Below are 26,449 nucleotides of genomic sequence, written 5' to 3' on the forward strand. Positions count from 1 at the left end.
GATCCAGCCCCGCCTTCAGCGCTTATCGGCACGTATCGGCGCTTTTCAGCCGCCGCGCTGCTGCACCAATGGGCCGGGCAGCGCTGGCCCAGTCACCCCAAGGCGCGTTGCCGATGCGCAGGCGCGGCCCGATGGTGCCCACTGTCCAGTGCGCGCCGCCGGTCACGCGGGCCAGTTCGTCCCAGCCGATGGGCACCGATACGCCCATGCCGGGCCGGGCGCGGGCCGACCATGCAGCGGCGGTGGTCGCGCCCCGGCCGTTGCGCAGGTAGTCGGGGTAGATGCGGCCCACGCGGTTCTTGGGGCCGCTGATGGCGGTGAAGCGGTCGGGCATCAGGCGGGCCAGGTGTTCGGTCAGCGCGCGGCTGAAATCCTTCACCGCGTCCCAGTCGTAAAGGCGCTTGATGGGCACCACCACGTGCAGCCCCTTGCCGCCGCTGGTCTTGAGGAAAGGCACCAGCGCCAGCTCGGTCAGCAGGGTGCGGGTGAGCTGCGCGGCTTCCTGCACCTTGGCCCAGGGCACGCCTTCGCCGGGGTCCAGGTCGATCACCAGGCGGTCGGGCCGCTCGATCTTGTCGGCGGTGGCGTTCCAGGTGTGCAGCTCGACAGTGTTCATCTGCACCACGGCCAGCAGCGCCTGGGCGCTGTCGATGGCCATCAGCGGGGCATGGCCTGGGTCCAGCGCGGCGGGCAGCTGCGTCACCCCGGCCAGCGGCTGACCCTGCGCGTGCTTTTGAAAGAACAGCTCGCCCCCCAGCCCGTCCGGCGCGCGCAGCAAGGCCACCGGGCGGTGCAGCAGGTGCGGCTGGATGAGCGGCGCCACGGTGGCGTAGTAGCGCGCCAGATCCAGCTTGGTGGTGCCGCTGGCGGGGTCTATCACCCGCTCGGGGTGCGTCAGCTGCTGGCCGACCAGCACATTGTCAGAGTCCATGCTTGCTCCTGATTGAATAGCTGCTGGCGTAGGCTGCATCTGCGCCAGCGGCTGATTTGGTTTGTCAATTTGGGGTAGCACCACTTCGCTGGCGGCTTTGTCCTCGCGCAGGCCGCGGTACACCGCCTGCCGCACGTGACCTTGCGGAGTGATCCCTGCGTGGCGAACCTGTGCCACCAACTCGGGCTGCACCCACTGCACCCGCCCAGGCACCTGGTCGCCGGGCGCCAGTGGGCTGCTGCCTCGGTGAAGCGGTGCCAGGCGACGTTGCAGCGCGGCGAGCGCTGCGCCCGTGAAGCCGCTGCCAACGTTGCCAGCCCATCTCAACGGGCCTTGCGGGTGATCTGGGTCGTGTGCGGCCAGCACCAATGCGCCCAGATGGCCTTGGGCGGCGCGCGCGCCTTGGCCAGTGGTGAAGCCGGCGATGATGAATTCATCCTCTTGCCCGCATTTCAGCTTGATCCACGCGTCCGACCGGCCGTTGCGGTAGGGCGCGTCCAGGCGCTTGCCGATCACCCCTTCCAGCCCCATGCCGCAGGCGCTGGCCAGCAGGCTGCGCGGCTCGGGCGGCAGCACGGCGGACAGGCGCACCGTGCCGTTGCCGGCCAAGGCGGGCAGGGCAGCGACGAGGCGCGCGCGGCGTTCGGCCAGGGGCAAGTCGGTCAAATCGGTGCCGCGCAGCCACGGCGCGTCGAACAGGTAATAGACCAAATCGCCGGTTCGCCGCGCTTCAAACGCGCGCTGCAGCGCGGCAAAGTCGGGCATGCCGCTGGCGCCGGGCATCACGACTTCGCCGTCCAGCCAGCCGCCCGCCAAGCCCAGCGCAGCCAAGGCGCGCGCCACCTCGGGCATGCGCGCCGACCAGTCCAGCCCGTTGCGGGTGACCAGGCGCACGGCGCCAGTCGCGTCCACGCGGGCCAGCAGGCGATAGCCGTCGAACTTCATCTCCCACTGCCACGCGGCGGCGTCTTCAGGCGGTGCGCTGCGGGCTTGGGCGAGTTGCGGCGCTAAATCGGTGGGCAGGGCAGAAGCGCGTGCCGGGCGGGGTGCGGGGTTGGCCCGCGTCCGCTTTGCCTTGCCTGGTGCATCTGGCGTGGCGGAAGCCGTGTTTGCGGGCGTGTTTAAGGGCGGCGTCAAGGCGCCCGGCGGGCTTGCCGGTGCGGCGCGCGCGTCTTCATCTGACGGTCCCACCGAATCGGGCAGCGCATCGGTCACGCTGTAGGGCGGCGGGCGGGACTCACCGTCGCGGTCCTTGATCAGCAGCCAGGGCGGTTGCTTGGCGTTGGCGTCTTTCAGCCGCACCAGCGCCCAGCGGCCGCGCAGCTTGATGCCGTGCAGGTCAAACTTAAGGTGCCCTTTGGCCAGGCCCGCAACCGGGTCGCCCACCGGCGACCAGCTGCCGCGGTCCCACACGATGACGCGGCCCGCGCCGTACTGCCCGGCGGGAATCTGCCCCTCGAACCGGTTGTAGGCGATGGGGTGGTCTTCCACCTGCACGGCCAGGCGCTTGTCGGCCGGGTCCAGGCTGGGGCCCTTGGGCACGGCCCAGCTGTGCATGGTGCCGTCCAGCTCCAGCCGCAAGTCGTAGTGCAGGTGGCTGGCCCAGTGCTTTTGAATGACGTAGCGCAGCCCCTCTGCCGCTGGCGCAGCCACGGCGCCCTCGGGCTCTGGCGTGCGGCGGAAATCCCGCTTGGCGTGGTAGCGGGCCAGCGGGCTGGGTGGCGCGGATGCTTCAGATTTGGTAGCTCCTGGCGCAATCTGGACGGGCGCTGGCCGCGTTTTTTGTTGCGTAGACTTGGCCTTCGCACGGCGAGTAGCAGGCATCGCCGATGGGGCACCCGCCAGATCCGGCGTGCCCGACGCGGCCGGTGCCTCAGGCGCGCTTGCGCGCCGCGCGCGGCTTGGCTGCGGCTTTTTCAGCGGCTTTTTCTGCGGTCTTGGCGCTGGGCTTGGATCGGGTCGGCTGGCCATCGTCATCCTTCGCTGCGGCAGGCTCGGCGCCCTGCAGGCTGCGCTTGAGCAGTTCGGTCAGGTCGATGATCTCGGCGCCCGGCTTGGCGCTGCCGCCGCTGGCCGGTTCGACCTTTTCCACGCTTTGCACGTCGCCCGATTCGGCCTTTTGCCGCACCAGGCGCATGATTTCGTCCTTGAACGAGTCGCGAAAGCCGTCCGCGTCCCACGGTGCGGTCATCTCCTCGATCAGCTGCCGCGCCATCTTCAGCTCTGCTTCTTTCAGCCCCGCGGCTTTCACGCCGGCGGGCGGCAGCTTCAGCGCCTCGAACGAGCGGATTTCGCCGCCCCAGCGCAGCAGGTTCAGGATCAACGCCGGGCCGCTGGGCACCAGCACGGCCAGGTGCTGCTTGGTCTGGATGACCACGCGGGCGATGCCCACCCGGCCTGTCTCCAGCAGCGCCTCGCGCAGCAGCGCGTACACCTTTTCGCCCCGGTTGATGGGCGCCAGGTAGTACGGGCGTTCCAGGTAGACGAAGGGGATTTCGCTGGCGTGGATGAAGGTCTCGATCTCGATCGTCTGCGTGGTCTTGGGGAAAGCCGCCTTAATCTCGTCGTTGCTCAGCACCACGTAGCGGCCGTCTTCCACTTCGATGCCCTTGACGATGTCGGCCGACGCGATTTCCTTGCCGGTCTTCTTGTTGATGCGCTTGTAGCCCACCGGCTGCATGGTGCGGCGGTCTAGCCAGTCAAAGTCGACCCCGCCGCTGGTGGTGGCGGTGTACAGCGCCACCGGTATGTGCACCAGCCCAAAGCTGATGGCGCCTTTCCACACCACGCGGGCGGGCGGCGTGGCGGCGGTTTCGTCGGGGGGAGCAGCGTCGGCCATGGTGCGGGCGGGTTTGCGGTGCTGAAACCCTGCACGGTAGGCGCGAAAGCGCGCCCGGGTTGTAGGACGGTGCCGGTTGGTGGGCGCGGCGGCTCGCGCGTGCCGCAGCGCGAAGCGGCTGCCGCCGGATCGCACCCGGGCGATCAACTGGCCAGGCCGCCAGTCTGGCCGGGTTTAGAGCAGCGCCTGCACGGCCGCCCATTCCTCATCGCTCACCGGCGTGATCGACAGGCGGTTGCCGCGCTGCAGCACGCGCAGGCTGGCCAGGGCAGGCACGGCGCGCAGCTCGGCCAGCGGCAGTAAACGGGTTTTGCGCAGCGCCTGCACGTCCAGCAGAAGCCAGCGCGGCTGGGCGGGCGGTGATTTGGGGTCGAAATAGGGCGATTCGGGCTCGAACTGCGTGGGGTCGGCGCGCGTGGCCGACGCAATGCGCGCCAGCCCGGCAATACCCGGCTCGGCGCAGCTGGAGTGGTAGAACAGCACGCCGTCGCCCACCTGCATGTCGTCGCGCATGAAGTTGCGCGCCTGGTAGTTGCGCACGCCGGTCCAGGGCACGGTTTGGTGGGGCGCCGCCAGGGCGTCGTCGATGCTGCACTCATCCGGCTCGGACTTCATCAGCCAGTAGCGCGCCGCGCGCTGGGCGGCGGGTGGCGCGGGCGCGACCTGGGGCGTTCTGGCTTGGGGCATGGCGCGATTGTGGCGCCAATGCGGCTGGCGCGGGCAACGGCAGCGAGGCTGAAAGGGCTAAGAGCCTAATCGGCCGCTGGCGCAGGTGCAGAAAGCGCTGGCAGCTATGAAAAAAGAAGCGGATCAGATCGCCCGGCTGGCGCCATCAAAGGCGCGCCAGGCGCCCCAGCGCGGCGCGCAGGGTCTCGTCCTTCTTGGCGAAGCAAAAGCGCACCACTTTCTGGTCAAACCCGTTGCCGTAGAAGGCCGACAGCGGGATGGCGGCCACGCCGATTTCGCGCGTCAGCCATTGACAGAAGTCGGCCTCGCTCAAATCACGCTCGGGCACGCCCAGGCCGTCGATGGCCACGCACTGGAAGTACGTGCCTTCGCACGGCAGCAGGCGGAACTTGGTGTGGCCCAGCCCGGCGCGGAACAAATCGCGCTTGGCGGCGTAAAACGCGGGCAGTTGCACGTAGGGCGCCGGGTCTTGCATGTAGTTGGCCAGGCCGACCTGCATGGGCGTGTTGACGGTGAACACGCAGAACTGATGCACCTTGCGGAATTCGGCCGTCAGCGCGGCGGGCGCGGCCACGTAGCCCACCTTCCAGCCGGTGACGTGGTAGGTTTTGCCAAAGCTGCTGATGATGAAGCTGCGCGCGGCCAGGCCGGGGTAGCGCGCCACGCTTTCGTGCTGCAGCGGGGCGTAGACCATGTGCTCGTACACCTCGTCGCTGATGACCAGCACGTTGGTGGGGGCCAGCAGATCCTGCAGGCGCTGCATTTCGGCGGGTGTCCACACGGTGCCGCTGGGGTTGTGCGGGGTGTTGATGATGATGGCGCGCGTGCGTGGCGACAGCGCGGCGGCGATCTTGTCGAAATCGGGCCGGAAGGTGCCGGGCGTGAGCGGCACGCGCACCACGCTGGCGCCGGTCAGCTCGATGTTGGGCACGTAGCTGTCGTAGCAGGGCTCCAGCACGATCACCTCATCGCCCGGCCCCACGCAGCAGAGGATGGCCGTCAGGATGGCCTGCGTGGCGCCGGCCGTCACGGTGATTTCGGTGTTGGCGTCGTACGTGTGGCCGTACAGCGCCGCGATCTTGCCCGCAATCGCCTCGCGCAGCGCCGGCACGCCGGGCATGGGCGGGTACTGGTTGTGCGCGGCGCGCATCGCATCGGTCACACCGTCCACCAGCTTCGGATCGCAATCGAAATCGGGAAAGCCCTGGCCCAGATTCACCGCCTTGTGCTGCGCGGCCAGCGCCGACATCACGGTGAAGATGGTGGTGCCTACGTTGGGCAGGCGCGAGGGAAAAGCGGGGGGCGTGGGGGTGGTCATGGCAAGGGGATGGGCAAGACGGGAATCAGCTTCTTATGAAAGAAATGGCCTTCTGGCGCAGGCGCCACCAGCGCAAGCAGCTATGAAATCAGGAGTCTACGAATCAAACGACCGATCGGTGGAACAAAGCTCAGCAACCGTCGCACGCCACCGATCGAAAGGCCGCGGAGCAGGCCAACCCAGCGAACGCCGTTGCCGGACCTGCGCCGGCAACTGGCGTTGTCCCCCTGCCCGAAGCGCGCAGCGCGAAGAGAGCGGGGGCTGAGGCCCGCGGCTCCCTATCTGCCTGCGCAGATAGGGACGGGCCGAAGGGCCGTTGCCTCTGGCAACGAGCGCCGGGGCTCTCCAGCGCCTCAGGGGGGTGATCACAGCTCATAGTCCGCCACATGCCCATTCATTGCCTTGACGATCAAATCCTTGTCCAGGCGGTCGGACAGCAGGCTGGCGAACTGGTAGACGAAATCGCGCAAATACGCACTGCGCTTGAGCGCAATGCGCGCCACGTTCTGGCCGAAAAGCTGGCCCAGCGGGCGGGTGACCAGGTCGGGGTCGCTGCCGGGCGACACCGCCATCTCGGCCACGATGCCCACGCCCAGGCCCAGGCGCACGTAGGTCTTGATCACGTCGGAATCGATCGCCTCCAGCACGATGCGCGGCGTAAGGTGGCGCTGGGCGAAGGCGTTGTCGATGCGCGTGCGGCCCGTGTAAGACGGGTGGTAGGTGATCAGCGGCTCGGCGACGATGTCTTCCAGCGTCAGGCGCGTCTTTTGCGCCAGCGGGTGTTCACGCGGCAGCACCAGCACGTGCTGCCATTCGTAGCAGGGCAGGGTGACCAGTTCGGGGTAGTTGGACAGCGATTCGGTGGCCATGCCGATCTCGGCCACTTCTTCGATCACCATGCGGGCCACCTGGTCGGGCGAGCCCTGGTGCAGGCTGATGTTGACCTTGGGGTAGCGCTCGCGCAGCTTGGCCACGGACGGCGGCAGCACGTAGCGCGCCTGGGTGTGCGTGGTGGCAATCGATAGCGTGCCCGAATCCTGCGCGCTGTATTCCTCGCCGATGCGCTTCAAGTTGCCCACCTCGCGCTGGATGATGGCAATGCTCTCCAGCACCTTCTCGCCGGGCTCGGTGACGCGCTTGAGGCGCTTGCCGTGGCGGGTGAAGATCTCGATGCCAAGCTCTTCCTCCAGCTCGATGATGGCCTTGGACACGCCCGGCTGCGAGGTGTGGAGCGCCTTGGCCGCCTCGGTCAGGTTCAGGTTGCGGCGCACGGCCTCCTGAACAAAGCGAAACTGGTGCAGGTTCATAGTCGATGTAATAAAGAACCTGTTTATTATACCGTATTTGGTCTAACAGATCAGGGCGATGACCCGCTCAGCGCGGTGCGGGCCATGGTTTCAAGCACGGCTGGGTGCTCGCCCATGGCGGGTTGCAGGTGGATGGGCACATCGGGGTGGCGCAGGCGCAGCTCGGCCACCAGACGCGGCAGGTCTTCGCGCGCATGGCGCCCCACGCCCAGGAACATGGGCCAGACGGTGATCGCGCGGGCGCCTTCGTCGATCAGGGCTTGCACCACGGTGGGCAGATCGGGCGCGGTGAGCTCCAGGTAGGCACAGCGCACCAGCGTGCCGGGCGCCAGGCTGCGCATGCGGGCGGCCACGGCCTCGATGGGGGCAGCCCAGGCAGGGTCGCGCGAGCCGTGGGCGAACAGCACCGTGCCGTGGCGGGCATCGCGCGGCTGTGACATGGTCAACGCCTCAGCACCAGCCAGCTGAATGCGCCCAGCGACAGCAGCGAATACAGGATGCCAGGCAGCGCGGCGGCGACCCAGGGTTCCCAGTTGCGCAGGTTGCCGATGAAGCCAAATACGTTGTTCAGCAAGAAGAAGCTGATGCCGATCAGCACCCCGCCGAACACGTAGCCCGCGATGTTGCCCGAGCGGAAATGCAGGTAAGCAAAGGGCAGGGCCAGCACCATCATGACCAGGCAGCTCAAGGGGTAGAAGACCTTGCGCCAGAACTCGATTTCATAGCGCTGGGCGTTCTGGCCGTTGGTCTGCAGGTGGGTGATGTACTGGTACAGGTCCAGCGTCTGCATGCGGTCGGGGCTGAGCAGGGCAGCGCCCACCATGTCCAGGGTGATCGTGGTGGGCCAGCGCCATTCGGGCAGCTTTTCCACCTTCAGGACGGGTGCATCGGGCTGGCTGGCGTCGTACACGCGGCGCACCACATCCTGCAGCTGCCAGCCCGTGCCATCGGTGAAATGGCCCTTGGCCGCCTGGGTGGTCGAGCGCAGGCGCCCGTCTGCGTTGTCAAACTCGAAAATGCGGATCTGCGCCATGCCGCCGTCGGAGCCCAGCGAGCCGACGTTGACCGAGTAGTTCTGCTGCGCCTGGCGGTCTTTCATCCACGCGCCCGTACGGCCGATGGTGATGTCGCCCAGAAACCGCGCCTGCAACTGTTGCGCCGCGCGGTTGGCCGCCGGGGCCACGTAGTCGCCAAACACGAAAGTGAGCATGACGAAGCCCACGCCCAACGACAGCAACGTGGCCAGCGCGCGCTGCGGCCCCAGGCCACTGGTGCGCAGAATGGTGAATTCAGAGCTTTCGGCCAGCCGCGCCATGACGTAGATCGTGCCGATCAGCACCGTGATGGGAAGCAGCTCGTACAGGTGGCCAGGTATCTGCAGCGTGACATAGAGCAGGGCGTACGCCATGCTGTAGCCCGCCTCGGCCCCGCGGCGCACGTCGCCAAACTGGTCGACAAAGTCAAAGAAGAAGAACAGCGCCAGAAACGCCAGCGTGACAAAGCCGACCGAGCGCAGCACTTCGCCATAGATGTAGCGGCGGATGGTCTTCATACGGTACCCCCGCTGGCAGCTCGCCGGCGCGGGCGCAGGCGGCTGAACCAATCGCCGCTGCGCGCCAGCAGCCAGCCCATCGACAGCGCGAAGATGCCGCCGTGCAGCAGGATCAGGAACGGCACGATGCCGATGCGGCCGTTGCCTATCCAGCTTTGCCCCACGCTGAGCAGGTTGTAGTACGTGGCAAAGGCAAACAGCGAGAACACCAGGCCGCCGCTGCGCCCCACGCGCGGGTTGACGCGGGTGGCCGCCACGGCAATCAGCACGCAGTTGATGGCGGCCAGCATCAGCCCGAGGCGCCAGGACAGCTCGGCCAGGTTGGCGGCGTCGGGCTGGGTCAGCAGCACCAGCGTGGGCTTCATGGTGGGGGAATTGTTGTCGGTCGGGCCCTGCGGGCCGCTGTTGATCCGGTTGCCGTACTCGGCAAACTCGCTCACGCGCGTCTGGCCCGTGGCGGTCTCGGTCTCCATGCGGTTGCCTTTTTCAAGCACCAGGTAACGCTCGCCCTTGAGGGTGGCCAGGTGCCCGCTGGCGGCGGTGGTCACGGTTTCCTTGCCGCGCTCGTTGGACGCAATGAATATGTTGTTGCCCGACTGCGCATCGGCCGTGTCCTTGTCGATAAAGAACACGCGCTGCCCGCCGGACGATTCGATGAAGCGGCCCGGCGCCACGCGTTCTATGTCGTTGCGGCCCTGGAAACGGTCGCGTAGTTCGCGGATCTGGTGGTTGGACCATGGCCAGACAAAGATCGCCAGCACGGCGATGCCGAGCAGCACCGGCGCGGCAAAGCGCAGCACGGGGCGCAGGAAGCTCATGAGGCTTTGGCCGCACGAGAACCACACGACCATCTCGCTGCTGGCGTACATGCGTGTCAGCGTGGCGGTGATCGCCACGAACAGGCTCAGCGTGAGGATGGTGGGCAGATGGCCGAGCACGGTGTAGCCCATCACCAGCATCACTTCGGATGGGTTGACCCGGCCCACCGACGCCTGGCCCAGTGTGCGGATCAGCATCACGGTGACGACGATGGTCACCAGCACCACCAGGGTCGCGCCGAAGCTGCGGCCCAGCTCCTTGCGTAGGGAGGAATCGAATAACATCGGTCGAAAGGAAAACGCTGATTATGGACTTCGAACTGAAGACGCTGCGCCTGCCGGAAGCGGCAGCCTATTCATCCCCCGCGCTGGCCGTGCTGGTGGCCGACGGGTTCGAGCCGGGCGAGGACGCGCTGTCTGCCCTCATCCAGCGCGCGCTGGCCAGTGGCGACTTCAAGACCGAGGCGGGCGCGCTCTTGTCCAGCTTCGGCGCGCCGCGCGTGACCAGCGAGCGGTTGCTGCTGGTGGGCATCGGCAATGGCAGCGCCACCCAGGTGCGCAAGGCCGTCGCCGCCGCGGTCGGCCACTGCAAGCGGGGCCCCGCCAACGCGCTGACCATCTGCTTTGCTGCTGCCGCATCGCCTGACGCTGTGGCCGCTGCCGTGGGCGCCAGCTGTGACGCGCTGTACCAGTACACCACCACCAAGGGGCATACCAAGGCGTCGCCGGCGCCCAAGGTGTCGCTGAAGAACGTGGCGCTGGGCGTGCCAGACGCATCGGCCGTGCGCCAAGCCTTTGACAAAGCCCTGGGTGTCGCCCACGGCGTGGAATTCGCCCGCGAATGGGCGAACCGCCCGGCCAACTACGCAACGCCTACGCTGCTGGCGCAGGCGGCCCAGCAACTGGCCAAGCCTGCGCGGCGCATCAGCTGCGACGTGCTGGGCCCGAAAGAAGTGGCTAAGCTGGGCATGGGCGCCTTCCAGGCCGTGGCCCAGGGCTCGGCGCAAGAGTTGCGCTTCATCGTCCTGCGCTACCAGGGCGCTGCCAAGGCGGATGCACCGGTGGTGCTGGTGGGCAAGGGCATCACCTTCGACACCGGCGGCATTTCCATCAAGCCGGCCGGCGATATGGATGAGATGAAGTTCGATATGGGCGGCGCTGCCAGCGTGCTGGGCGTGTTCCGCGCGCTGGGCGAACTGCAGCCCGCTGTCAACGTGGTGGGCCTGATCCCCGCGTGCGAGAACATGCCCGATGGCGCGGCCGTGAAGCCGGGCGATGTGGTCACCAGCATGAGCGGGCAGACCATCGAAATCCTGAACACCGACGCCGAAGGCCGCCTGGTGCTGTGCGACGCGCTGACCTACGCAGAGCGCTTTCAGCCCAAGGCAGTGATCGACATCGCCACGCTCACCGGCGCCTGCGTGATCGCGCTGGGCGGCGTGCGCAGCGGTCTGTTTTCTACCGACGACAGCTTGGCGCTGGCGCTGCAGAGCGCCGGTCAGGACGCGTTGGACCTGTGCTGGCGCCTGCCCCTGGACGACGACTACGCCGAGGGCCTCAAAACCAACTTCGCCGACGTCGCCAACGTGGCGGGCCGCCAGGCGGGGGCCGTCACTGCGGCCAAGTTTCTGCAGCGCTTTACCAGCGCCTATCCCTGGGCGCACCTGGACATTGCCGGGACCGCGTGGAAGAGCGGGGCCGCCAAAGGTGCCACCGGCCGGCCTGTCGGTTTGCTGGTGCAGTACCTGCTCTCGCAAGCTGGCGACGCGCCATCGGTGGCCACGGTCAAGGCCAAGGAAAAGACCAAAACCAAATCTGGCAAGGCCAAGCGCAAGGCGGGCCAGGCGGATGGCGCCTCCGGTAAGCGCTGAACGCGGCAGCGGGGTGCCTGAGGCCCGATCGCCATGACCGAGGTGGCGTTCCATTTCAACGTGCCTGACCGGCTGGCGTACACCTGCCGCCTCGTGCGCAAGGCCTACGCCGCCGGCGGTCGCACCGTGGTCGTGGCGCCCGCCGCGCAGTTGCACGCGCTGGACGGCGCGCTCTGGACCTTTTCGGCGCTGGATTTCATTCCCCACTGCCTCGCCTCGGCCTCGGCCGACACCGTGGCGCGCACGCCGGTCGTTCTATCCACCGACGCGCTGACCGCGCTGCCCCCCGGCCAAGCCCCGGCGCAGATCCTGGTTCATCTGGGCGATGCGGTGCCGCAGGGTTTTGAGCAGTACCAGCGCCTGATCGAACTGGTGGGCACGGCAGAGGACGACCGTGCGCACGCCCGCCAGCGCTGGCGGCACTATGCCGAGCGGGGCTACCAGATCAAGCGGCACGACGTCGCCGCCAAGGAATAACCTGAGGATGCCGCCACCCACCATGGAACAACAGCCCACGCCCCCCACCGCGCCGGAGGCCGCGCCCGTCCACCGGCCGCCCCCGCGCAACGTGCCCACGCTGACCGAGATGGTCGCGGCAGACGCCGAGCGCCATAGCGCCCAGGCCGACGCGGCACCTGCTTCGCCCCCGGCCCCCGCCACGTTGCCGGACGCGAGCGACTTGCTCGCGCTGCTTGGGCCCGATCTAGATCGCCAGATCAGCGAGGCCATCGGCCGCGTGCTGCATGAGCAACTGCTGGGGCTGAACGGCCGCGTGCAAAAAGCCGTTGCCGAAGTGGTGCGCGAAGCCGTCGCTACGGCGCACACTCGTGGTGCGCACGTGTCGGATGTCGGTAAAAACCCCTAATTTGGTGCGCCGCCAACACTATCGTGTTCCCTGATGTCTTGGCACATGAATTGCGTTAACTTTCGTGCCCGTTGAGCCTACTCTCATACAACTCAACTCATTCCTTTTCAGGAGATTTCGATATGCAGATGAAAATGAAACTGACGGCTGCCGCAGCCCTGGCCATGGTGGCAGGCGCGGTGATGGCACAGGACACGCAAGTCATCAAGATCGGCCACGTTGGCCCGGTTTCCGGCCCTCAGGCTCACTACGGCAAAGACAACGAAAATGGCGCACGCATGGCCATTGATGAGTTGAACACCCAGAACATCGTCATCAACGGCAAGAAGATCAAGTGGGAAATCCAGGCTGAAGACGACGCCGCCGATCCCAAGCAAGGCACGGCCGCCGCCCAGAAACTGTGCGACGCCAAAGTTGCCGGCGTGGTCGGCCACCTGAACTCGGGCACCACCATTCCCGCCTCCAAGGTTTACAACGACTGCGGCATTCCCCACGTCACCGGCGCTGCGACGAACCCCGCACTGACCAAGCCCGGCTACAAAACCACGTTCCGCATCATCGCTAACGACAACGCCCTGGGCGCTGGCCTGGCGCACTATGCCGCTGACGCACTGAAGCTCAAGCGCATCGCCGTCATCGACGACCGCACGGCCTACGGCCAAGGCGTGGCCGACGTGTTCAAGAACACCGCCAAGAAAGCCGGCGTTCAGATCGTGGACGAGCAGTTCACGACCGACAAAGCCACCGACTTCATGGCCATCCTGACCGCCATCAAATCGAAGAACCCCGACGGCATCTTCTTCGGCGGTATGGATCCCCAAGCCGGCCCGATGTTGCGCCAGATGGAACAGCTGGGCATGGCCAACGTGAAGTACTTCGGCGGTGACGGCATCTGCACGACCGAGATCGCCAAGCTGGCCGGCGGCGCCAAGACGCTGGGCAACGTGGTTTGCGCCGAAGGCGGCGCCTCGATCCAGAAGATGCCTGGCGGCACCGCCTGGAAGGCCAAGTACGACGCCAAGTACCCCAACCAGTTCCAGGTTTACAGCCCGTATACCTACGACGCCACCATGCTGCTGGCCGACGCGATGAAGCGCGCCAACTCTTGGGATCCGAAGGTTTACATCCCCAAACTGAAGGAATCCAACTACAAGGGCGTGACTTCCAACATTCAGTTCGAGCCCAACGGCGAACTGAAAAACGCGGCCATCACTTTGTACGTCTACAAAGACGGCAAAAAAACGCCGCTGAACTGATGGCGCTTGAGACGACGGTGCCTTGCGCGCCGTCGTCAACGCTCCTGAAAAAAGCCACCCGCTTGGGTGGCTTTTTGTTTGGGGTGGTGAAATTGACAAAATCCCTCGACCCTAATTGACATCTTCACACTCAAAGAACACGAAAGCCCGACGCCGGCGTGAGGTCAATGATTGGCTCATCGGCATCGCTGCTCAACGCGCGAAGGTTTGCGATTTTGGGAAGTGATCCGACCGCGGGCGAAATAGATCGAATTCGTATGCGCCCGGAAAGGACAGCTTTTAATCAAGGACTTTCGTGTCTGCAACAGGTGCCCGACGAAATACAGGCCGGCTGCACATTCAAGTCGAGGGAATTCAAGTACCTTTTGTCTGAAAACCCGACTGGCCTGTCTTCAACCTCATACGAAATCGGTGCATTGCCCGTATTAAGTCCATGAAGCAACCGCGCGACGTGCCGAAGGCGCTCTTCGGCCAGCTGGCGTTGGCGCTTCACCGCTGGAGCAGCCGCGATAATCGACTCAATACCAAGCCCATCGCGCCACTGAATAAACCATTCTGCCAAGACGCGGGCATTGCGGGCGCCCAACCCAGCGCTACCTTCGTCAAAATTGACCGTGATTTGCCGGTCTGAAAGACTGCATGCGCCTGCCGCGTGAACGAATGCAAACAGAAGACAAGTTGCTATGGCGCTAAATGGTGCGTGCTTGCGCATTCAAAAAATCTTCTATTTGACTAATTTCCATGGCATTGGCCGCGAAAGTAGCGGCACTTGACTTGCCCAGCGGATTTTCCAGCTGCGGTGGTCGCGTTTCTGCGAGCGCGATACGACGGGGGCGATTCAGGCGGCATCGCTAATCACTACCCCCAAATCGCCCGGCGCGCAGCTTGCGCGCCAACGTGGCTTCAACCGGCAGCGGTTCATCGTGCAGCCACGCGGCGGCGATTTCGCCGCACAGCACCGCCAAGGTAAGGCCGCGCGCGCCCAGGCCTGTCAACACATGCACGGGCAGCAGACCTTGATTTGCTGCAGAAGTAATAGCTGCCGGCGCTGGTGGCTGCTGCGCTGGGGGCGGATTTGATTCGGTTTCCAGCGCAATGCCTGTCGCCCAGGCGCCGACTGCGGGCAGGCGATCCGGCAAGGTGGCGCGCACGCCTGCCCAAGGGCGCGCGCGGCCGTCGGCCCATTGGGTGTCCAACACTTTGGCAGCGTTGGGCAGCAGCTCGCCCAGGCGCGTGCGGTTGTGCGCGTGGTCTTCGTCACGCAGCACGGTTTGGGCTTGCCCGCGCTCGAACGTAGAGCCGGTGACCCACAACGGGGCGCACGTATCGGCGGGCACATGCGCGATCAGGCTGCCGTGGCCGTTGACCGGAAACGGTGGCAGCGCCGTTGCATCGACCAGGCCGGCCGCGCTGGTATGGCCCGAGCCGCCTAAGTCGCCCGCCGGCGGCATGGGGCCCCATGCGACCTGACCGCGCAGCGCGTGCAGGGGCAGGGGCGGGGGCAGGGCTTGGGCGGGCGCGACGGCCTCGGGGGCGCTGGCCCGTTCGCCCAGCACCTGCCAGCGTGGCCCCCCGGCGCGCAGGCCGGTGACTTTGGCGCGGCCTACCCAGCTGATGCCGGGCGCGCCCAACATGGCTCGCACCAGCGCGGCGGGCCGAATCCACCCCGCGTGCGCGTGCCACAGGGCGCGGTGCTCGTCGTCCAGCGGCACGCCTGCGGCCTGGGCGCGCTGTTGCGTGCGCGGGTCGGTGTCTGGCCAGGATTCGGGCGCTGTGGCTTGGGCTGGTGGCGTGGGCGCGGCGTTGGCCAGCGCCGCCAGCCAGTCGGCCGGCAGGCGGCGCTCGCCGGGTGCGTGGCGTTCCAGCACGCCGGTGGCGGCAAAGTCCACGCCGTCTTGCAGCAACGCGGCAGCGCGCGCCAGGGTGGCGCGGGCGCCGGCGCGGGTCAGGCGCGACACGGGGCGGTCGTCGGGCGATACGTGCGGCGCCACCACGCCGGCGGGCAGGCCGGATGCACCCGTGGCCGGCTCGTCGGCCTGGTCCAGCACCGTTACCTGCCAGCCACGCTGGGCCAGGCTGTACGCCACCGAGGCGCCCGCCAGGCCCGCGCCCACCACCACGCAGTGGCCGGGCGCGGCGGCTTGCACCGGTGCGTCGGGCGTGGGGCGCCGCTTGGGCGACCAGTGCGGCGCCAGGGTCGCGCGCAGCACGCTGCGCTTGGGGGGCGGGCCGGGGACGCGTTCGACCACCAAGCCGCAGGTGGTCAGGCCTTCGCGCACGCTGGCGGCCACGCTCCAGGTGGCGGCGCGCGCGCCGGGGCGCGCCAGGCGTGCAACGGCCTTGAGCACGGGCAGCCCCCACATGTCGGGGTTGCGGGCGGGGTCGAACCCGTCCAGGTAGATGCTGTCGAAGCGGCCACTCAGCTCAGCCAGCATGGCGCGCACGTCGCCCACCGCCAGGGTGAGTTGGACGCGGCCTTCGTCCAGGCGGATGCGGTGCAGGCCGGGCAGCAGACCGTGCCACTGCTCGGCCAGCGCTTTGGCCAGCGGGCGCAGCGCGGAGTAGGGGGCGGCGCTGCGCAACAGGTCGGCCGCGTCGGGCGGCCAGGCCTCTACGGCGCTGTAGAACAGGCGCTGGGGGCGCGCTGAGTCTTCGCGCCAGGCTTGCCACGTCGCCAGAAAGTTCAGGCCCAGGCCAAAACCCGTTTCCAGCACCGCCCAGCTGGCGGCGTGGGCCCAGGCGCTGGGGGATGGCGGCGCCGGATCGGCCGGTGGCGCTTCAGCGGGCGCCGTGGTGATGAGAACACCTGGGGCAGTCGATTCGGGTGCTTGCCGCGCTGCCGGCAGTGGCGGCACATCGCCCGCATTCGCCGTGCGTGCCACACGCGCTGGCTCGCCGGGCAGCAGCCCGCACCCGCGCAAGAACACCTCGCGCGCCTGCGTCAGGCCGCTCAGGCTGCGGTAGATATCGCCAAAGCGCGGGCTGACGGGCGTGCCGTCGTCGCGCCATTGCACCGTTGGCTGGGTCATTTTGCTATGAATAGATGAGCTGGCGGCGCAGGTCACACCAGCGCCAGAGGCCTATTTTGCTCCAAACGCCAGTTGCCGAGACGGCATGCATCAGGGGCGCGGCGCCGCCCGCCGTGCCTGCGCCTCAGTCGTAGGGCACCGCTGCCGGATCGACGCCCACATGGTCGGGCGGCGGGTCTTGCGCAAAGCGCACGGCGGCGATGTGCGTGCGCCCCTGGCGCAGCGCCTGCGCGATGCGGTGCATGCCGTCCATCACACGGCCGTCGGCGCTGAGGATGACCGGCCGGCGCAAATCGGCCGCGTCCATCAGGCGCACGTGATCGATGATGGCGCGGGGCTTGGGCATTTCGTCGGCGTGTTCAAACCACCCGTTCTTGTTCAGCTCGGCGATGTCGCCCAATGGCACGCCCTGCACGGCCTGCACGGGCAGGCCGTGCGACAGGCGAATCTGCCGGTGCACATCCCAGGCGCGCACGCCGTTGGGGCCGGGGCGAAAGTGGCATGGGCGGCGCAAGCCGCGCAGCGCCGCACCGCGTTCACTGGGCGCGGGCACCGCGCTCATGGTGACTGGGCGCAGGGCGGTGGGGCTCAAGCAGCTGGCGGCACGTAGCCGGCGGCGGCATCGGCACCGCCGCCGAAGAAGTGGTTTTCCATCTGGCGCTTGAGGTACTCGCGTGCGCGCTGGTCGGCCAGGTTCAGGCGGTTTTCATTGACCAGCATGGTCTGGTGCTTGAGCCAGTCCTGCCAGGCTTGCTTGCTCACGTTTTCCCAGATGCGCCGGCCCAGATCGCCGGGGTAGGGCGGCAGGTCCAGCCCTTCGGCTTCATGACCCAGTTTGATGCAGTTGACTATGCGTGCCATGGGATGTCCTTTTTTTATCCAGAATTCGTGGGCCGGGCTGTACCTCCACATGCCGTGGCGCCGCCCGTTCAAGGCCTGACTTTAGCAAGACTGCCAAAGCCGCTGGCAAGTCGGGCTATGCCACACTGGTGCGAAATCCTTCGTGCGCCCCACCATGCCCGCTGCCCAAGATTTGCTCATCCTGCGCCCCATGTTGGTGCTGGCCTGCTGGACGCTGCTGGTCTTGCTGCTGGTGCCCTGGGTCCGCTGGCGCGCCATGCGGCGCCATGGCCTGGATTGGGACGACTTTCGCCACGGCGAATCGCTCCGCGTGCCGCCCGAGGCGCGCGTGCCCAACCGCGCGGTGATGAACCTGCTGGAAATCCCGGTGCTGTTTTACGTGGTCTGCCTTGGCGTGGCGCTGGCGGGCCGCACCGACGCGTGGGCGCTGCGCCTGGCGTGGGCTTACGTGGCGCTGCGCCTGCTGCACAGCCTGATCCATCTGGGCTACAACCGCGTGACGCACCGGCTGGCGGTGTTTGCTGCCAGCAATGTCGTGCTGGGCGCTATGCTGGTGCGGCTGCTCTGGCAGCTGCGCTGACCCCGCTGGCGCCCATGCGCCCTCCATACCCATTCGACGAGACAAGCCCGCTGGCCATGAACCTGCCTTTCCAAGCCCTGAACCCCGACCTGTTCACCCGCGCCCAGGCCCTGCTGGACGACGAATGGCTGACCAAGGATGCCGATCTGGCGCCCGTGCTGCCCACCGTGCTCGCGCGTGGCGTCGGGCAGGACTGGCACAAGGCCGGCACCTTCCGGCACCACCTGGTGGGCGTGGCGCGCAGCCTGGCGCTGTGGCAGCAGCCGCGCCACGTGCGCTTGCTGGGCCTGCTGCACAGCGTGTACGGCAACGCCTTTGTCGATCTGGTGAAGTTTGACGCGGCCACCGAGCGCAGCCGCCTGCAGGCGCTGGTCGGGCAGGCCGAGGAAGAGCTGGTCTACCTGTTTTGCACCGCCTCGCGCCGCGAATTCGTGCAGAAAGTGCTGGCCGGGCAGATCCAGGCCGACGGCAGCCTGCCGCTGCACACCAACCAGGGCGAGGCCATCACCCTGGCGCCCGATGTGGTGGCCGCCTTCATCATCGTCAGCATGGCCGACACCATCGAGCAGTGGTTCAGCTGGCAGGACGACATTTATTCGCGCTTTCCTGACACCGACACCACCCGCCAGCAGCCCGTGCACTGGATGGCCTCGCTCTGGCCCGGCCCCATGCGCCCCAGCGGCCGCATGCTGCACCAGATCAACCGCCTGGGCCTGGCGCTGCAGCACCCGGCGCTGAAAGATCGCCTGCCCATGCCGCCGGTGTTCAACGCCTGCACCGCGCCGCTGGGCGCCAGCGACGACGCGGCCGCCGCGTCGCTGTACTGGTCGGTCATCCAGCAAGACCAGCCGCTGGTCGACCTCGACGTGGCCACCGGCGTGCTGGAACAGGCCGTGCGCCTGAACCCCTGGGTGGGCGAGCCGCAGATGGTGCTGGCCCAGCTGTACCTGAGCGCCGGTCGCCGCGAAGACGCCGCCCGCGCCGCCACCAGCGCCCTGCAAGCCTTTTGCAGCTGGGGCAACGCCTGGGACAAGCGCGTGCAGTGGGACGCCTGGGTCGCCTGGACGCGCATCCTGCTTCAGGGCGCCACTGCCGATGGCCCCGGCGCCTGGCCCGAGCGGCTGGACAAGTTGAACAACCTGGCCTTGCGCGAGGCGGCCTGAGACGGCGGCGGGCCCTGGTCGGCGCGCAAGGCCTGAATTTGATTCATACGAATCCGCCCTCAAAAATATAAGAACCGTTCTGGCTGAGCCTGTCGAAGCCCTGCGCGGTGCATGCACTTCGACAGGCTCAGTGCGAACGGTTTCTGACGGATTGAACGCAATTTGGTATCAAATCGGCCGTCAGCGCTGGTACAGAAAGCGCTGGCAGCTATCAAGTTTGAAGCGTAACCGTTGTTCAGGTTGCGCTGACCTTGTCAGCCCAGGTGGCGCCAGGCCACGGCCACCAGCCGGCCCAGCGCCAGCAAAACCAGCGCGATCACCACCACGGCCGTGACCCGCCCCTTCCACCCGCCGTGGCGCAGCATGTGCCGCAGCCAGCCGAAATCGAACGGGCCGTCCAGCACGTTCAGCTGCGGCAGGCGCCCCAGGATGTCGCGGCGAAACGCCGCCTCGTCAAACAACGGGCTGCCGTTGATGCGCAGCGGCACCGTGTGCGCGCCGATCAGCAGGTGCTGGCGCGTGCACGTCACTTGCTCGGCGGGCGCCTTGGCCACCTTGCCACCCGCCCATTGCACGGCCACGCGCCGCCCGTCGGTGGCGATGCGCAGCGATTCGCAGCGGCGCAGCATGTTCCAAGCCGTGGCGTACACGATCACGATGAAGACCGTGGTGATGCCCGCCAGCCAGCGCACGATGCGGGGCAGGTTGCAAGGCAGATCGGGGCCGCAGTCGCCTTGGAAGTAGCCGGGCCAGAAGCCGACCATCAACGCCACCAGCAAACCCACGAACAGCACGCCCAGGCCCACCAGCCAGCGGCGGCGCGTGGCGGTGGCGCCGGGCAGGGCGCGCACTTTGGTCACGCTGCCGGGTTGCGGCGCGCGCAGGCCTGCGGCACGGGGTGCTACCTGGGCGCGCAAACGGGTTTTGGCGACCGGGGCGGTCGGCTGCACTTCGGCCTGCGGCTGGCCCGCGCGGCCGCTGGCGTCGCCCGCTGATTCGCCAGTCGCCTTGCCTTTGGCGGCGACTTTTCTATCGCCTTTTTCATCGCCGGGTGCGCGCCAGCGCGTGCCAGTCAGGCGCTTGAATTCGCCAGCCTTCCAGCCCAGAAACACCGCCAGCAGCATCAGCGCGGCAATGGCGCCCATCAGCAGCGAGGGCAGGCGCTGGCCCCAGACATAGGCAGACCGGCCCGCCTGCAGCTCAGCCTGGAAAACGGCGTCGCCAAAGGGCTGCAGCACCTTGCCGTCGGCCGTCACCTGGTGCACCTGGAACTGCGTGGCGTCGGTCACCAACAGGCGCCCGCCCGTCCACAGCAAGCCGTTCGGGTCTTGGTCGGGCGACAGCGCCACCACCTGGCGGGGCTTGAATTCGCCATCCATGCGCAGCAGATCGGCGTTGCGCATCGCCGGGTCGGCCACCAGCACCCAGCGGCCCTGGTCGCCATCGCGCTGCATGGCGAACGGATACCGGCGCCCCGGCCGCAGGCCGGAAAAATCCACCGCCCGGTGCACCACCGGCGTGGGGCTGGCGCCCGTGGCGTCCAGCGCAGCCACCTCATGGCGGTTGGTGTTGGCCACCCACAGGCGCCCCTCGCCCGGCAAGGTCTGGTTGGGAAAGCGCAGGCCCTGGTCGTAGGTGCGCGCCAGCGCGTAGGGCGCCCCAGCCGCAGGGCGGCGGTACACCAGGATGCGGTGCGCCGCAGTGTCGGACACGACGATTTCGCCCTCGTCCGCCGCCACGCGCACCCAGCGAAAGCCGGGCGTGGCCTGCAGGCCGGGCAGGGCCAGCGTGGTGCATGTCTTCTGGCTGATCAGGCAGCGGCGCACGCCTTGCGCGTCGTGCACAAAGGCGACGTCGGGCGCGGTGAACTGCAGGCTGCTGACGGTGCTGCCAATGCCCAGCTCGCGCAGCGGCAGCGATTGCAGGCGCTGGCCCTGGGCGTCGAACTGCTGCAGCGCGTCCTGGCTGACCAGCCAGATGTGCTGGTCAAACGCGGCGGGCAGGCGCGGGCCCAGCTGGTGGGGCCACAGCGTGCCGCGCAGCACAAAGGCCAGCACCAGCGCGGCCATCACGCCGATCACGGCTTTCAGCGCCGCTCGATACCCCACCTCACTCATTGTTTGACTTCCCTCAGTTCTGGGGCGAAGTGTAAGTGGCGGTCTGCGGGCATAAGCTCATCGCCAAAGAGTCGAAGGCGCGGCGCCAAGCCGCGGCGCCCGGCGGCTAGACTGCAGCGTAGCCACGCTCGCTGCGCCATAGCGCGCGCCGGGCTTCAAGCCAAAACAGGCTCTGGCGCTCGTGCGACAAGCGCTGGCAGCTATCAAATCAATACTGAAAACGAAGGAGAAGACGCCGATGTCCGACGCATGGAAGTTTGAAACCCAGGCCGTACACGCCGGTTACAGCCCAGACCCCACCACCAAGGCCGTGGCGGTGCCGCTGTACCAGACGGTGGCCTACGCGTTCGACAGCGCGCAGCACGGCGCCGACCTGTTCGATCTGAAGGTGCCCGGCAACATCTACAGCCGCATCATGAACCCCACCAATGACGTGCTGGAAAAGCGCGTGGCCGCGCTGGAGGGGGGCATCGCCGCGCTGGCCGTGGCGTCGGGCCAGTCGGCCATCACCTATGCCATTCAGACGATTGCCGAAAGCGGCGACAACATCGTCAGCAGCACGGCGCTGTACGGCGGCACGTACAACCTGTTTGCCCACACGCTGCCGCAGTACGGCATTGCCACGCGCTTTGCCGACCACAACGATCCCGAGAGTTATGAGAAGCTGATCGACGCGCGCACCAAGGCGGTGTATGTCGAATCCATCGGCAACCCGGCAGGCAACGTGACCGACATCGCCAAGGTGGCCGCCATCGCCCACCGGCACGGCGTGCCGGTGATCGTGGACAACACGGTGGCCACGCCCTACCTGCTGCGCCCGTTCGAGCACGGCGCCGACATCGTGGTGCATTCGCTGACCAAGTACATGGGCGGGCACGGCACCACCATCGGCGGGGTGATCGTGGACAGTGGCAAGTTCCCTTGGGCTGAGCACAAGGCGCGCTTTCCGCGCCTGAACGAGCCGGACGTCAGCTACCACGGCGTGATCTACACCGAGGCGCTGGGCCCTGCCGCCTACATCGGCCGCGCGCGCGTGGTGCCGCTGCGCAACATGGGTGCGGCGCTGTCGCCTTTCAACGCCTGGCAGATCCTGCAAGGCATTGAAACCCTGGCGCTGCGCATGGACCGCATCGGCGAAAACACGCTGAAGGTGGCGCAGTGGCTGCAAAAGCACCCCAAGGTGGCCTGGGTCAGCTACGCCGGGCTGCCAGACCACCGCGACCACGCGCTGGTGGCAAAGTACCTGCGCGGCAACGCCTCTGGCCTGTTCACCTTCGGCGTGAAATCCGCAGCGGGTGACGATGCCCGAGCGGCGGGCGCGCGCTTTCTGGACGCGCTGCAGCTGTTCACCCGCCTGGTCAACATCGGCGACACCAAATCCCTGGCCACGCACCCGGCCAGCACCACGCACCGCCAGCTGTCGCCTGAAGAGCTGGCCAAGACCGGCGTGAAGGAAGAAACCGTGCGCCTGTGCATCGGCATCGAGCACATCGACGACCTGCTGGCCGACCTGGATCAAGCGCTGGCGAAGGTGTGACGGCGGCCGCGACATTGCAAGCCAAAACGGGTGCTGGCGCTTTGTGCATAAGCGCCGGCAGCTATAAAAAAAGCGGCAACCAGAGGCTTGCCGCTTTGCCACGATGGGACGGGTGGCTCAGGACTTGCCAGCCGACGCCTTGAACTGCGCGAAATACTCATCCACCAGCTTGCGCAGCGCACTTCCGATCGCCGCGTACTGGTATTCGTTGAGGTTGGCCAGCGAGGCGCGCGCCGAGGGGTGCAGCACACCGAAGCCCTTGCCCGGCAGCAACACCACGCCGGTTTCGTCGGCGATGCGGAACAGCAGCTCGATGGGGTTCTGCGTCTTGAGTACCCAGGCCGCAAACGCGTCGCCATGCAGCGCGCGGCAGGTTTGCTGCAGATCGATGAGGGTGTAGTAGTCCACACTGTTTTCATCGTCGCGGTGCTGCTCACCCAGTTGGCGGTACAGCGCGGCGTCGCGCCGGCGGATGATCGACTTGAGGGCCGACTTGTAGCTGCCGCCCGCGTCCATCATGTTGAAGAGCGCGAACAGCACCATCTGCACCTGCTGCGGTGTCGACAGGCCGGCGGTGTGGTTGAGCGCCACCGCCCGGCTGTCGGCCACCAGGCGATCGATGAACTTCATCTTGGCCGGCTCGGTGGTGAGCGAGGCGTAGCGCTTGTCGAGCGCCGCGCGGGTGTCGGCCGGCAGGGCGGCGATCTGCCGGTCCACGGCCGAGTCGCGCGTAGTGGCGATCACGCCCAGGCGCCAGCCGGTGGCGCCGAAGTACTTCGAGAACGAATACACCAGGATGGTGTTGGCCGGGCAGATGGCGAACAGCGATCGGAAGTCGTCGGCAAAGGTGCCGTACACGTCGTCGGTCAGCAAAATCAGGTCGGGCCGCTTGGCCACGATGTCGGCAATGGTGCGCAGGCCGGCGTCGTTGATCTTGACCGAAGGCGGGTTGGAGGGATTGACCACGAAGAAGGCGCGCACCGCCGGGTCTTCGAGTTTGCGCAGTTCAGCCTCGGGGTACTGCCAGCCCAGATCGGGATCGGCTTCGATCAGCACCTCGACCAGCTCGTAGTCGTTGAGGTGGGGAATTTCGAGGTAAGGCGTGAAGGTGGGCGAGCCAATGGCGATCTTGTCGCCTGGCGCGATCAGACCGTTTTCGCGCAGCGAGTTGAAGATGTAGGCCATCGCCGCGGTGCCGCCCTCCACCGCGAACAGGTCCAGCCCGTCGCGGTCCAGGGTGCTCGCGCCCATCTCGCGCAGCACGTATTCCTTCACGATGGCTTCGCTGGTGAGCAGCATGCGATCGGGGACGGGGTAGTTGCAGCCCAGAACGCCCTCGACCATTTCACGCACGAAAGTGTCGGCGTCCAGCCCCAGCTGATCGCGCACGTAGGAAAGCGCCCGGGCCAGAAAGGCCACGCCCGGGGACTGGGCGTGGCGGCGCAGGAAGCCCTGAAAGCGCTCCGTCAGTCCGTCTTGCAGCGGAAAGCCACCCACCCCTTCGGACAGGAAGGAGAAGGACATCTCCGACTCCTCGGCCGCGAACAGCCCCAGCTGGAACAAGGCCCGGCGCGGCACCGTGGCCATGAAGTTGGGATTGCCCCGCCCGGCATTGAGCATGGTGCGGTCGGCGTGCGACTGCGCCAGCGCGATGAGGTTGTCCTTGAGCTCGAACGGACTCAGCTGGGTGTATTGCGAATAATCGGTCTTGGCCATGTCGGAGGATCCTTGAAGCGAAGTGAAAACAATGGGAGAGAGCGTGCGCTCAGAAGGTGCGAATGAATCCGGCGTGTCCGAGCGGGTCGCCAAAACGTGCGCCATCCAGGCGCAAAGCGCAGCCATAGCTCGGGCTATGGCGAGCATTTGCAACGCCGAGGGCGTGCGTTTTGGCGGGACGAGCGGGCATGTCGGGTCCTCGTTCACACCTTCTCAGGCGAAGGCCACCACCAGCGGCCCCAGCAGGGTGAGAAACACGTTGGCCAGCGCGTAGGTGATGGCGAACGGCACCGTGGGCACCGAGTTGCCGGCCTTGTCGAGCACGCCGCCGAAGGCCGGGTTGGCGCTGCGCGCCCCGGACAGCGCGCCGGCGAACACGGCCGTGTTGTCGTAGCGCAGCACGTAGCGCCCGAACAGCATCGACAGCACCAGCGGCACCAGGGTGACGACCACGCCGATCATGAACAGCGACAGGCCGCTGCTGCGCACGGTGTCGATCGCCTGCAGGCCCGACTGCAGGCCCACCGCGGCCACGAAGCCGGCCAGGCCCAGGTCCTTGAGCAGCTGCACCGCCGCGGTGGGCATGTTGCCCACGCTCTGGTGGCGCGTGCGCAGCCAGCCGAACAGCAGGCCCGAGAGCAGGGCTCCGCCGCCCGCGCCCAGCGTGAGCGGAATGCCGCCCACGCGCAGCACCAGCAGGCCGATCAGCAGGCCCAGCACCAGGCCGAAGCCGTGGAACACCCAGTCGGTCTTGTTGCTGACGGCCATCACGCCGCCCACGCGCGCGGCCACGCGGCGCAGGTCGCTATCGGCGCCGTAGCTCGTCACCACGTCACCTGACTGCAGCACGGTTTGGCCGTTCAGCGCCACTGGCTCGCCCAGGCGATGGATGGCCAGTACGTAGATGCCGTGGCGCAGCGTGTCGTTGGCACGAGCCAGATCGGACAGCGGCTTGCCGGTGAATTCGGGGTTGCGCACCACCACGTCCAGCGTGTCCATCACCAGTTCCATGCCGGGCTCGCTTTCGATCTCGTCGCCCAGTGCGGCAGCGGCGGGCACCACGGCGTCGCGCCGGCCCACCACCAGCACGATGTCGCCGGCCGCTAGCGCCGTACTTGGTGCTGTGTCGAGCAGCTTTCCGCTGCGCTTGAGGCGCTCGAACGTGATTCCCGGGTAGGTAGCTTCCTGCGCTGCCAATGTGGTGCCGGCCGCTGCCGAACCAATGCGGTAAAGCCGCCCGACGATCTCGGGCGTGGCAGTGCTCTCACCGGGCCCGAGCACCAGCGCGCCTTTTAGGCGCGCCGCTTCGGCCTTCAGCGCATCGTCGCGGATATCCCGGCCCATGAAGCGCGGCAGGAGGTTGACGCACACGATGATCGCGCCCAGCGAGCCAAAGATATACGTGACGGCATAGCCGATCGCGACGTTGGACTGCAACTTCTGCAGCTCCGCCGGCGCCAGACCGAGGCGGGACAGCGCGTCGCCCGCTGTCCCGATGATGGCCGACTGGGTCAGCCCGCCCGCCGCTAAGCCTGCAGCCAAGCCCTTGTCGAGGTGAAACAGCTTGGCCATGACCAGCACCGTGGCCAGCCCCGACAGCGCCATGAATGCCGCCAGAATGATCTCGCGGATGGAAGATCGCCCCAGCGACTTGAAGAACTGCGGTCCGCTTTCAAAGCCAACGGCGTAGATAAACAGCGCGAACAGGATCGACTTGACACCATTGTCGATCGGCACCCCCAGCAGGCTGAGCAGCACCGCCACCAGCAGCGATCCGGCGACGCCGCCGAGCTGGAATTTGCCCAGATGGATCTGGCCGATCCAGTACCCGATGGCCAGCGAGAGAAATATCAGAATCTCAGGTGAATGCCTGAGGCCATCCTGCAGCCATTGCAACATCGTGCACTTCCTCCAAGGGGTTCGGGCCGCAGCGGATTATTCTTTCCGACCGATCCGAACGTGAAAAATATTCGACGGCCTTTGACTCTACACCCCCTCAAAT

Annotated in this window: 22 protein-coding genes; 8 read left to right on the forward strand and 14 right to left on the reverse strand. The window is 67.1% G+C overall.

Annotated features, from left to right (window positions below; all coding sequences use genetic code 11):
* Positions 1 to 22 precede the first annotated feature (22 nt).
* The 8 genes from ligD to lptF all read right to left on the reverse strand — a co-directional run bounded on the left by ligD (position 23) and on the right by lptF (position 9,737).
* Positions 23 to 2,755 carry a DNA ligase D gene (gene ligD / locus C6570_RS11250; protein ID WP_106703289.1) on the reverse strand — a complete coding sequence of 911 codons (2,733 nt, stop codon included), beginning with the start codon at positions 2,753 to 2,755 and terminating at the stop codon, positions 23 to 25.
* Between the two features lie 49 nt (positions 2,756 to 2,804).
* Entirely contained in the window at positions 2,805 to 3,770 is a 966-nt protein-coding gene (gene ku, locus C6570_RS11255) for a non-homologous end joining protein Ku (RefSeq protein WP_106703290.1), read from the reverse strand.
* Positions 3,771 to 3,944: 174 nt separating this feature from the next.
* Positions 3,945 to 4,457, reverse strand: a complete 513-nt coding sequence (locus C6570_RS11260) for an EVE domain-containing protein (protein ID WP_106703291.1) — start codon at positions 4,455 to 4,457, stop codon at positions 3,945 to 3,947.
* A gap of 145 nt (positions 4,458 to 4,602) precedes the next feature.
* Positions 4,603 to 5,775 (reverse strand): pyridoxal phosphate-dependent aminotransferase, encoded by a 1,173-nt coding sequence (locus C6570_RS11265; protein ID WP_106703292.1) that lies wholly within the window; start codon positions 5,773 to 5,775, stop codon positions 4,603 to 4,605.
* A gap of 365 nt (positions 5,776 to 6,140) precedes the next feature.
* Positions 6,141 to 7,082 carry a CysB family HTH-type transcriptional regulator gene (locus tag C6570_RS11270; RefSeq protein WP_106703293.1) on the reverse strand — a complete coding sequence of 314 codons (942 nt, stop codon included), beginning with the start codon at positions 7,080 to 7,082 and terminating at the stop codon, positions 6,141 to 6,143.
* A 50-nt stretch (positions 7,083 to 7,132) separates the two neighbouring features.
* Positions 7,133 to 7,522: a sirohydrochlorin chelatase gene (locus C6570_RS11275; RefSeq protein ID WP_106703294.1), complete on the reverse strand. Its 390-nt coding sequence runs from the start codon at positions 7,520 to 7,522 to the stop codon at positions 7,133 to 7,135.
* 2 nt (positions 7,523 to 7,524) lie between these two features.
* On the reverse strand, positions 7,525 to 8,634 hold the full coding sequence (gene lptG, locus C6570_RS11280; RefSeq protein ID WP_106703295.1) for an LPS export ABC transporter permease LptG: 1,110 nt from the start codon (positions 8,632 to 8,634) through the stop codon (positions 7,525 to 7,527).
* Complete coding sequence (gene lptF / locus C6570_RS11285; RefSeq protein ID WP_106703296.1) at positions 8,631 to 9,737, reverse strand: LPS export ABC transporter permease LptF; 1,107 nt, start codon at positions 9,735 to 9,737, stop codon at positions 8,631 to 8,633. The genes lptG and lptF overlap by 4 nt, the downstream gene beginning before the upstream one ends.
* Positions 9,738 to 9,760: 23 nt before the next feature.
* Between lptF and C6570_RS11290 the strand changes: the two genes are divergently transcribed.
* The 5 genes from C6570_RS11290 to C6570_RS11310 all read left to right on the forward strand — a co-directional run bounded on the left by C6570_RS11290 (position 9,761) and on the right by C6570_RS11310 (position 14,075).
* Positions 9,761 to 11,323: a leucyl aminopeptidase gene (locus C6570_RS11290; RefSeq protein ID WP_106703297.1), complete on the forward strand. Its 1,563-nt coding sequence runs from the start codon at positions 9,761 to 9,763 to the stop codon at positions 11,321 to 11,323.
* A gap of 33 nt (positions 11,324 to 11,356) precedes the next feature.
* Positions 11,357 to 11,800: a DNA polymerase III subunit chi gene (locus tag C6570_RS11295; protein ID WP_106703298.1), complete on the forward strand. Its 444-nt coding sequence runs from the start codon at positions 11,357 to 11,359 to the stop codon at positions 11,798 to 11,800.
* A gap of 7 nt (positions 11,801 to 11,807) precedes the next feature.
* The gene (locus C6570_RS11300; protein ID WP_106703299.1) at positions 11,808 to 12,188 is read left to right on the forward strand and encodes a hypothetical protein; all 381 of its coding nucleotides are present in this window, start codon (positions 11,808 to 11,810) and stop codon (positions 12,186 to 12,188) included.
* Positions 12,189 to 12,310: 122 nt separating this feature from the next.
* Positions 12,311 to 13,444 (forward strand): branched-chain amino acid ABC transporter substrate-binding protein, encoded by a 1,134-nt coding sequence (locus C6570_RS11305; RefSeq protein ID WP_106703300.1) that lies wholly within the window; start codon positions 12,311 to 12,313, stop codon positions 13,442 to 13,444.
* A 433-nt stretch (positions 13,445 to 13,877) separates the two neighbouring features.
* Positions 13,878 to 14,075 (forward strand): hypothetical protein, encoded by a 198-nt coding sequence (locus C6570_RS11310; protein ID WP_106703301.1) that lies wholly within the window; start codon positions 13,878 to 13,880, stop codon positions 14,073 to 14,075.
* Positions 14,076 to 14,295: 220 nt separating this feature from the next.
* Here C6570_RS11310 and mnmC1 read toward each other — a convergent pair whose 3' ends face one another.
* The 3 genes from mnmC1 to C6570_RS11325 all read right to left on the reverse strand — a co-directional run bounded on the left by mnmC1 (position 14,296) and on the right by C6570_RS11325 (position 17,334).
* Complete coding sequence (mnmC1, locus tag C6570_RS11315) at positions 14,296 to 16,473, reverse strand: FAD-dependent 5-carboxymethylaminomethyl-2-thiouridine(34) oxidoreductase MnmC1 (RefSeq protein WP_106703302.1); 2,178 nt, start codon at positions 16,471 to 16,473, stop codon at positions 14,296 to 14,298.
* Positions 16,474 to 16,597: 124 nt separating this feature from the next.
* A complete protein-coding gene (locus tag C6570_RS11320) occupies positions 16,598 to 17,035 on the reverse strand; it encodes a hypothetical protein (RefSeq protein ID WP_211297591.1) in 438 nt (145 codons plus the stop codon).
* Positions 17,036 to 17,061: 26 nt separating this feature from the next.
* The gene (locus C6570_RS11325) at positions 17,062 to 17,334 is read right to left on the reverse strand and encodes an oxidative damage protection protein (protein ID WP_106703303.1); all 273 of its coding nucleotides are present in this window, start codon (positions 17,332 to 17,334) and stop codon (positions 17,062 to 17,064) included.
* 154 nt (positions 17,335 to 17,488) lie between these two features.
* Here C6570_RS11325 and C6570_RS11330 point away from each other — a divergent pair, with 154 nt between their 5' ends.
* Both C6570_RS11330 and C6570_RS11335 read left to right on the forward strand, forming a co-directional pair.
* Positions 17,489 to 17,914, forward strand: coding sequence for an MAPEG family protein (locus C6570_RS11330; RefSeq protein ID WP_106703304.1), 426 nt, complete (start codon positions 17,489 to 17,491; stop codon positions 17,912 to 17,914).
* A 56-nt stretch (positions 17,915 to 17,970) separates the two neighbouring features.
* A complete protein-coding gene (locus C6570_RS11335) occupies positions 17,971 to 19,077 on the forward strand; it encodes a DUF6817 domain-containing protein (protein WP_106703305.1) in 1,107 nt (368 codons plus the stop codon).
* Positions 19,078 to 19,331: 254 nt separating this feature from the next.
* Here C6570_RS11335 and C6570_RS11340 read toward each other — a convergent pair whose 3' ends face one another.
* The gene (locus tag C6570_RS11340) at positions 19,332 to 21,194 is read right to left on the reverse strand and encodes an NHL repeat-containing protein (RefSeq protein WP_106703306.1); all 1,863 of its coding nucleotides are present in this window, start codon (positions 21,192 to 21,194) and stop codon (positions 19,332 to 19,334) included.
* Positions 21,195 to 21,432: 238 nt separating this feature from the next.
* On the opposite strand from C6570_RS11340, the gene C6570_RS11345 reads away from it, so the two are divergent.
* Positions 21,433 to 22,731 carry an O-acetylhomoserine aminocarboxypropyltransferase/cysteine synthase family protein gene (locus C6570_RS11345; protein WP_106703307.1) on the forward strand — a complete coding sequence of 433 codons (1,299 nt, stop codon included), beginning with the start codon at positions 21,433 to 21,435 and terminating at the stop codon, positions 22,729 to 22,731.
* Between the two features lie 117 nt (positions 22,732 to 22,848).
* Here the strand turns inward: C6570_RS11345 and C6570_RS11350 are convergent, their stop codons facing one another.
* Together C6570_RS11350 and aspT are read right to left on the reverse strand one after the other, a co-directional pair.
* Positions 22,849 to 24,447: a bifunctional aspartate transaminase/aspartate 4-decarboxylase gene (locus tag C6570_RS11350; protein ID WP_106703308.1), complete on the reverse strand. Its 1,599-nt coding sequence runs from the start codon at positions 24,445 to 24,447 to the stop codon at positions 22,849 to 22,851.
* Between the two features lie 213 nt (positions 24,448 to 24,660).
* Positions 24,661 to 26,343, reverse strand: a complete 1,683-nt coding sequence (aspT, locus tag C6570_RS11355) for an aspartate-alanine antiporter (protein WP_483870164.1) — start codon at positions 26,341 to 26,343, stop codon at positions 24,661 to 24,663.
* Positions 26,344 to 26,449 lie beyond the last annotated feature (106 nt).

It is taken from the genome of Ottowia oryzae (assembly GCF_003008535.1).
In the GTDB taxonomy this organism is placed as follows: domain Bacteria; phylum Pseudomonadota; class Gammaproteobacteria; order Burkholderiales; family Burkholderiaceae_C; genus Ottowia; species Ottowia oryzae.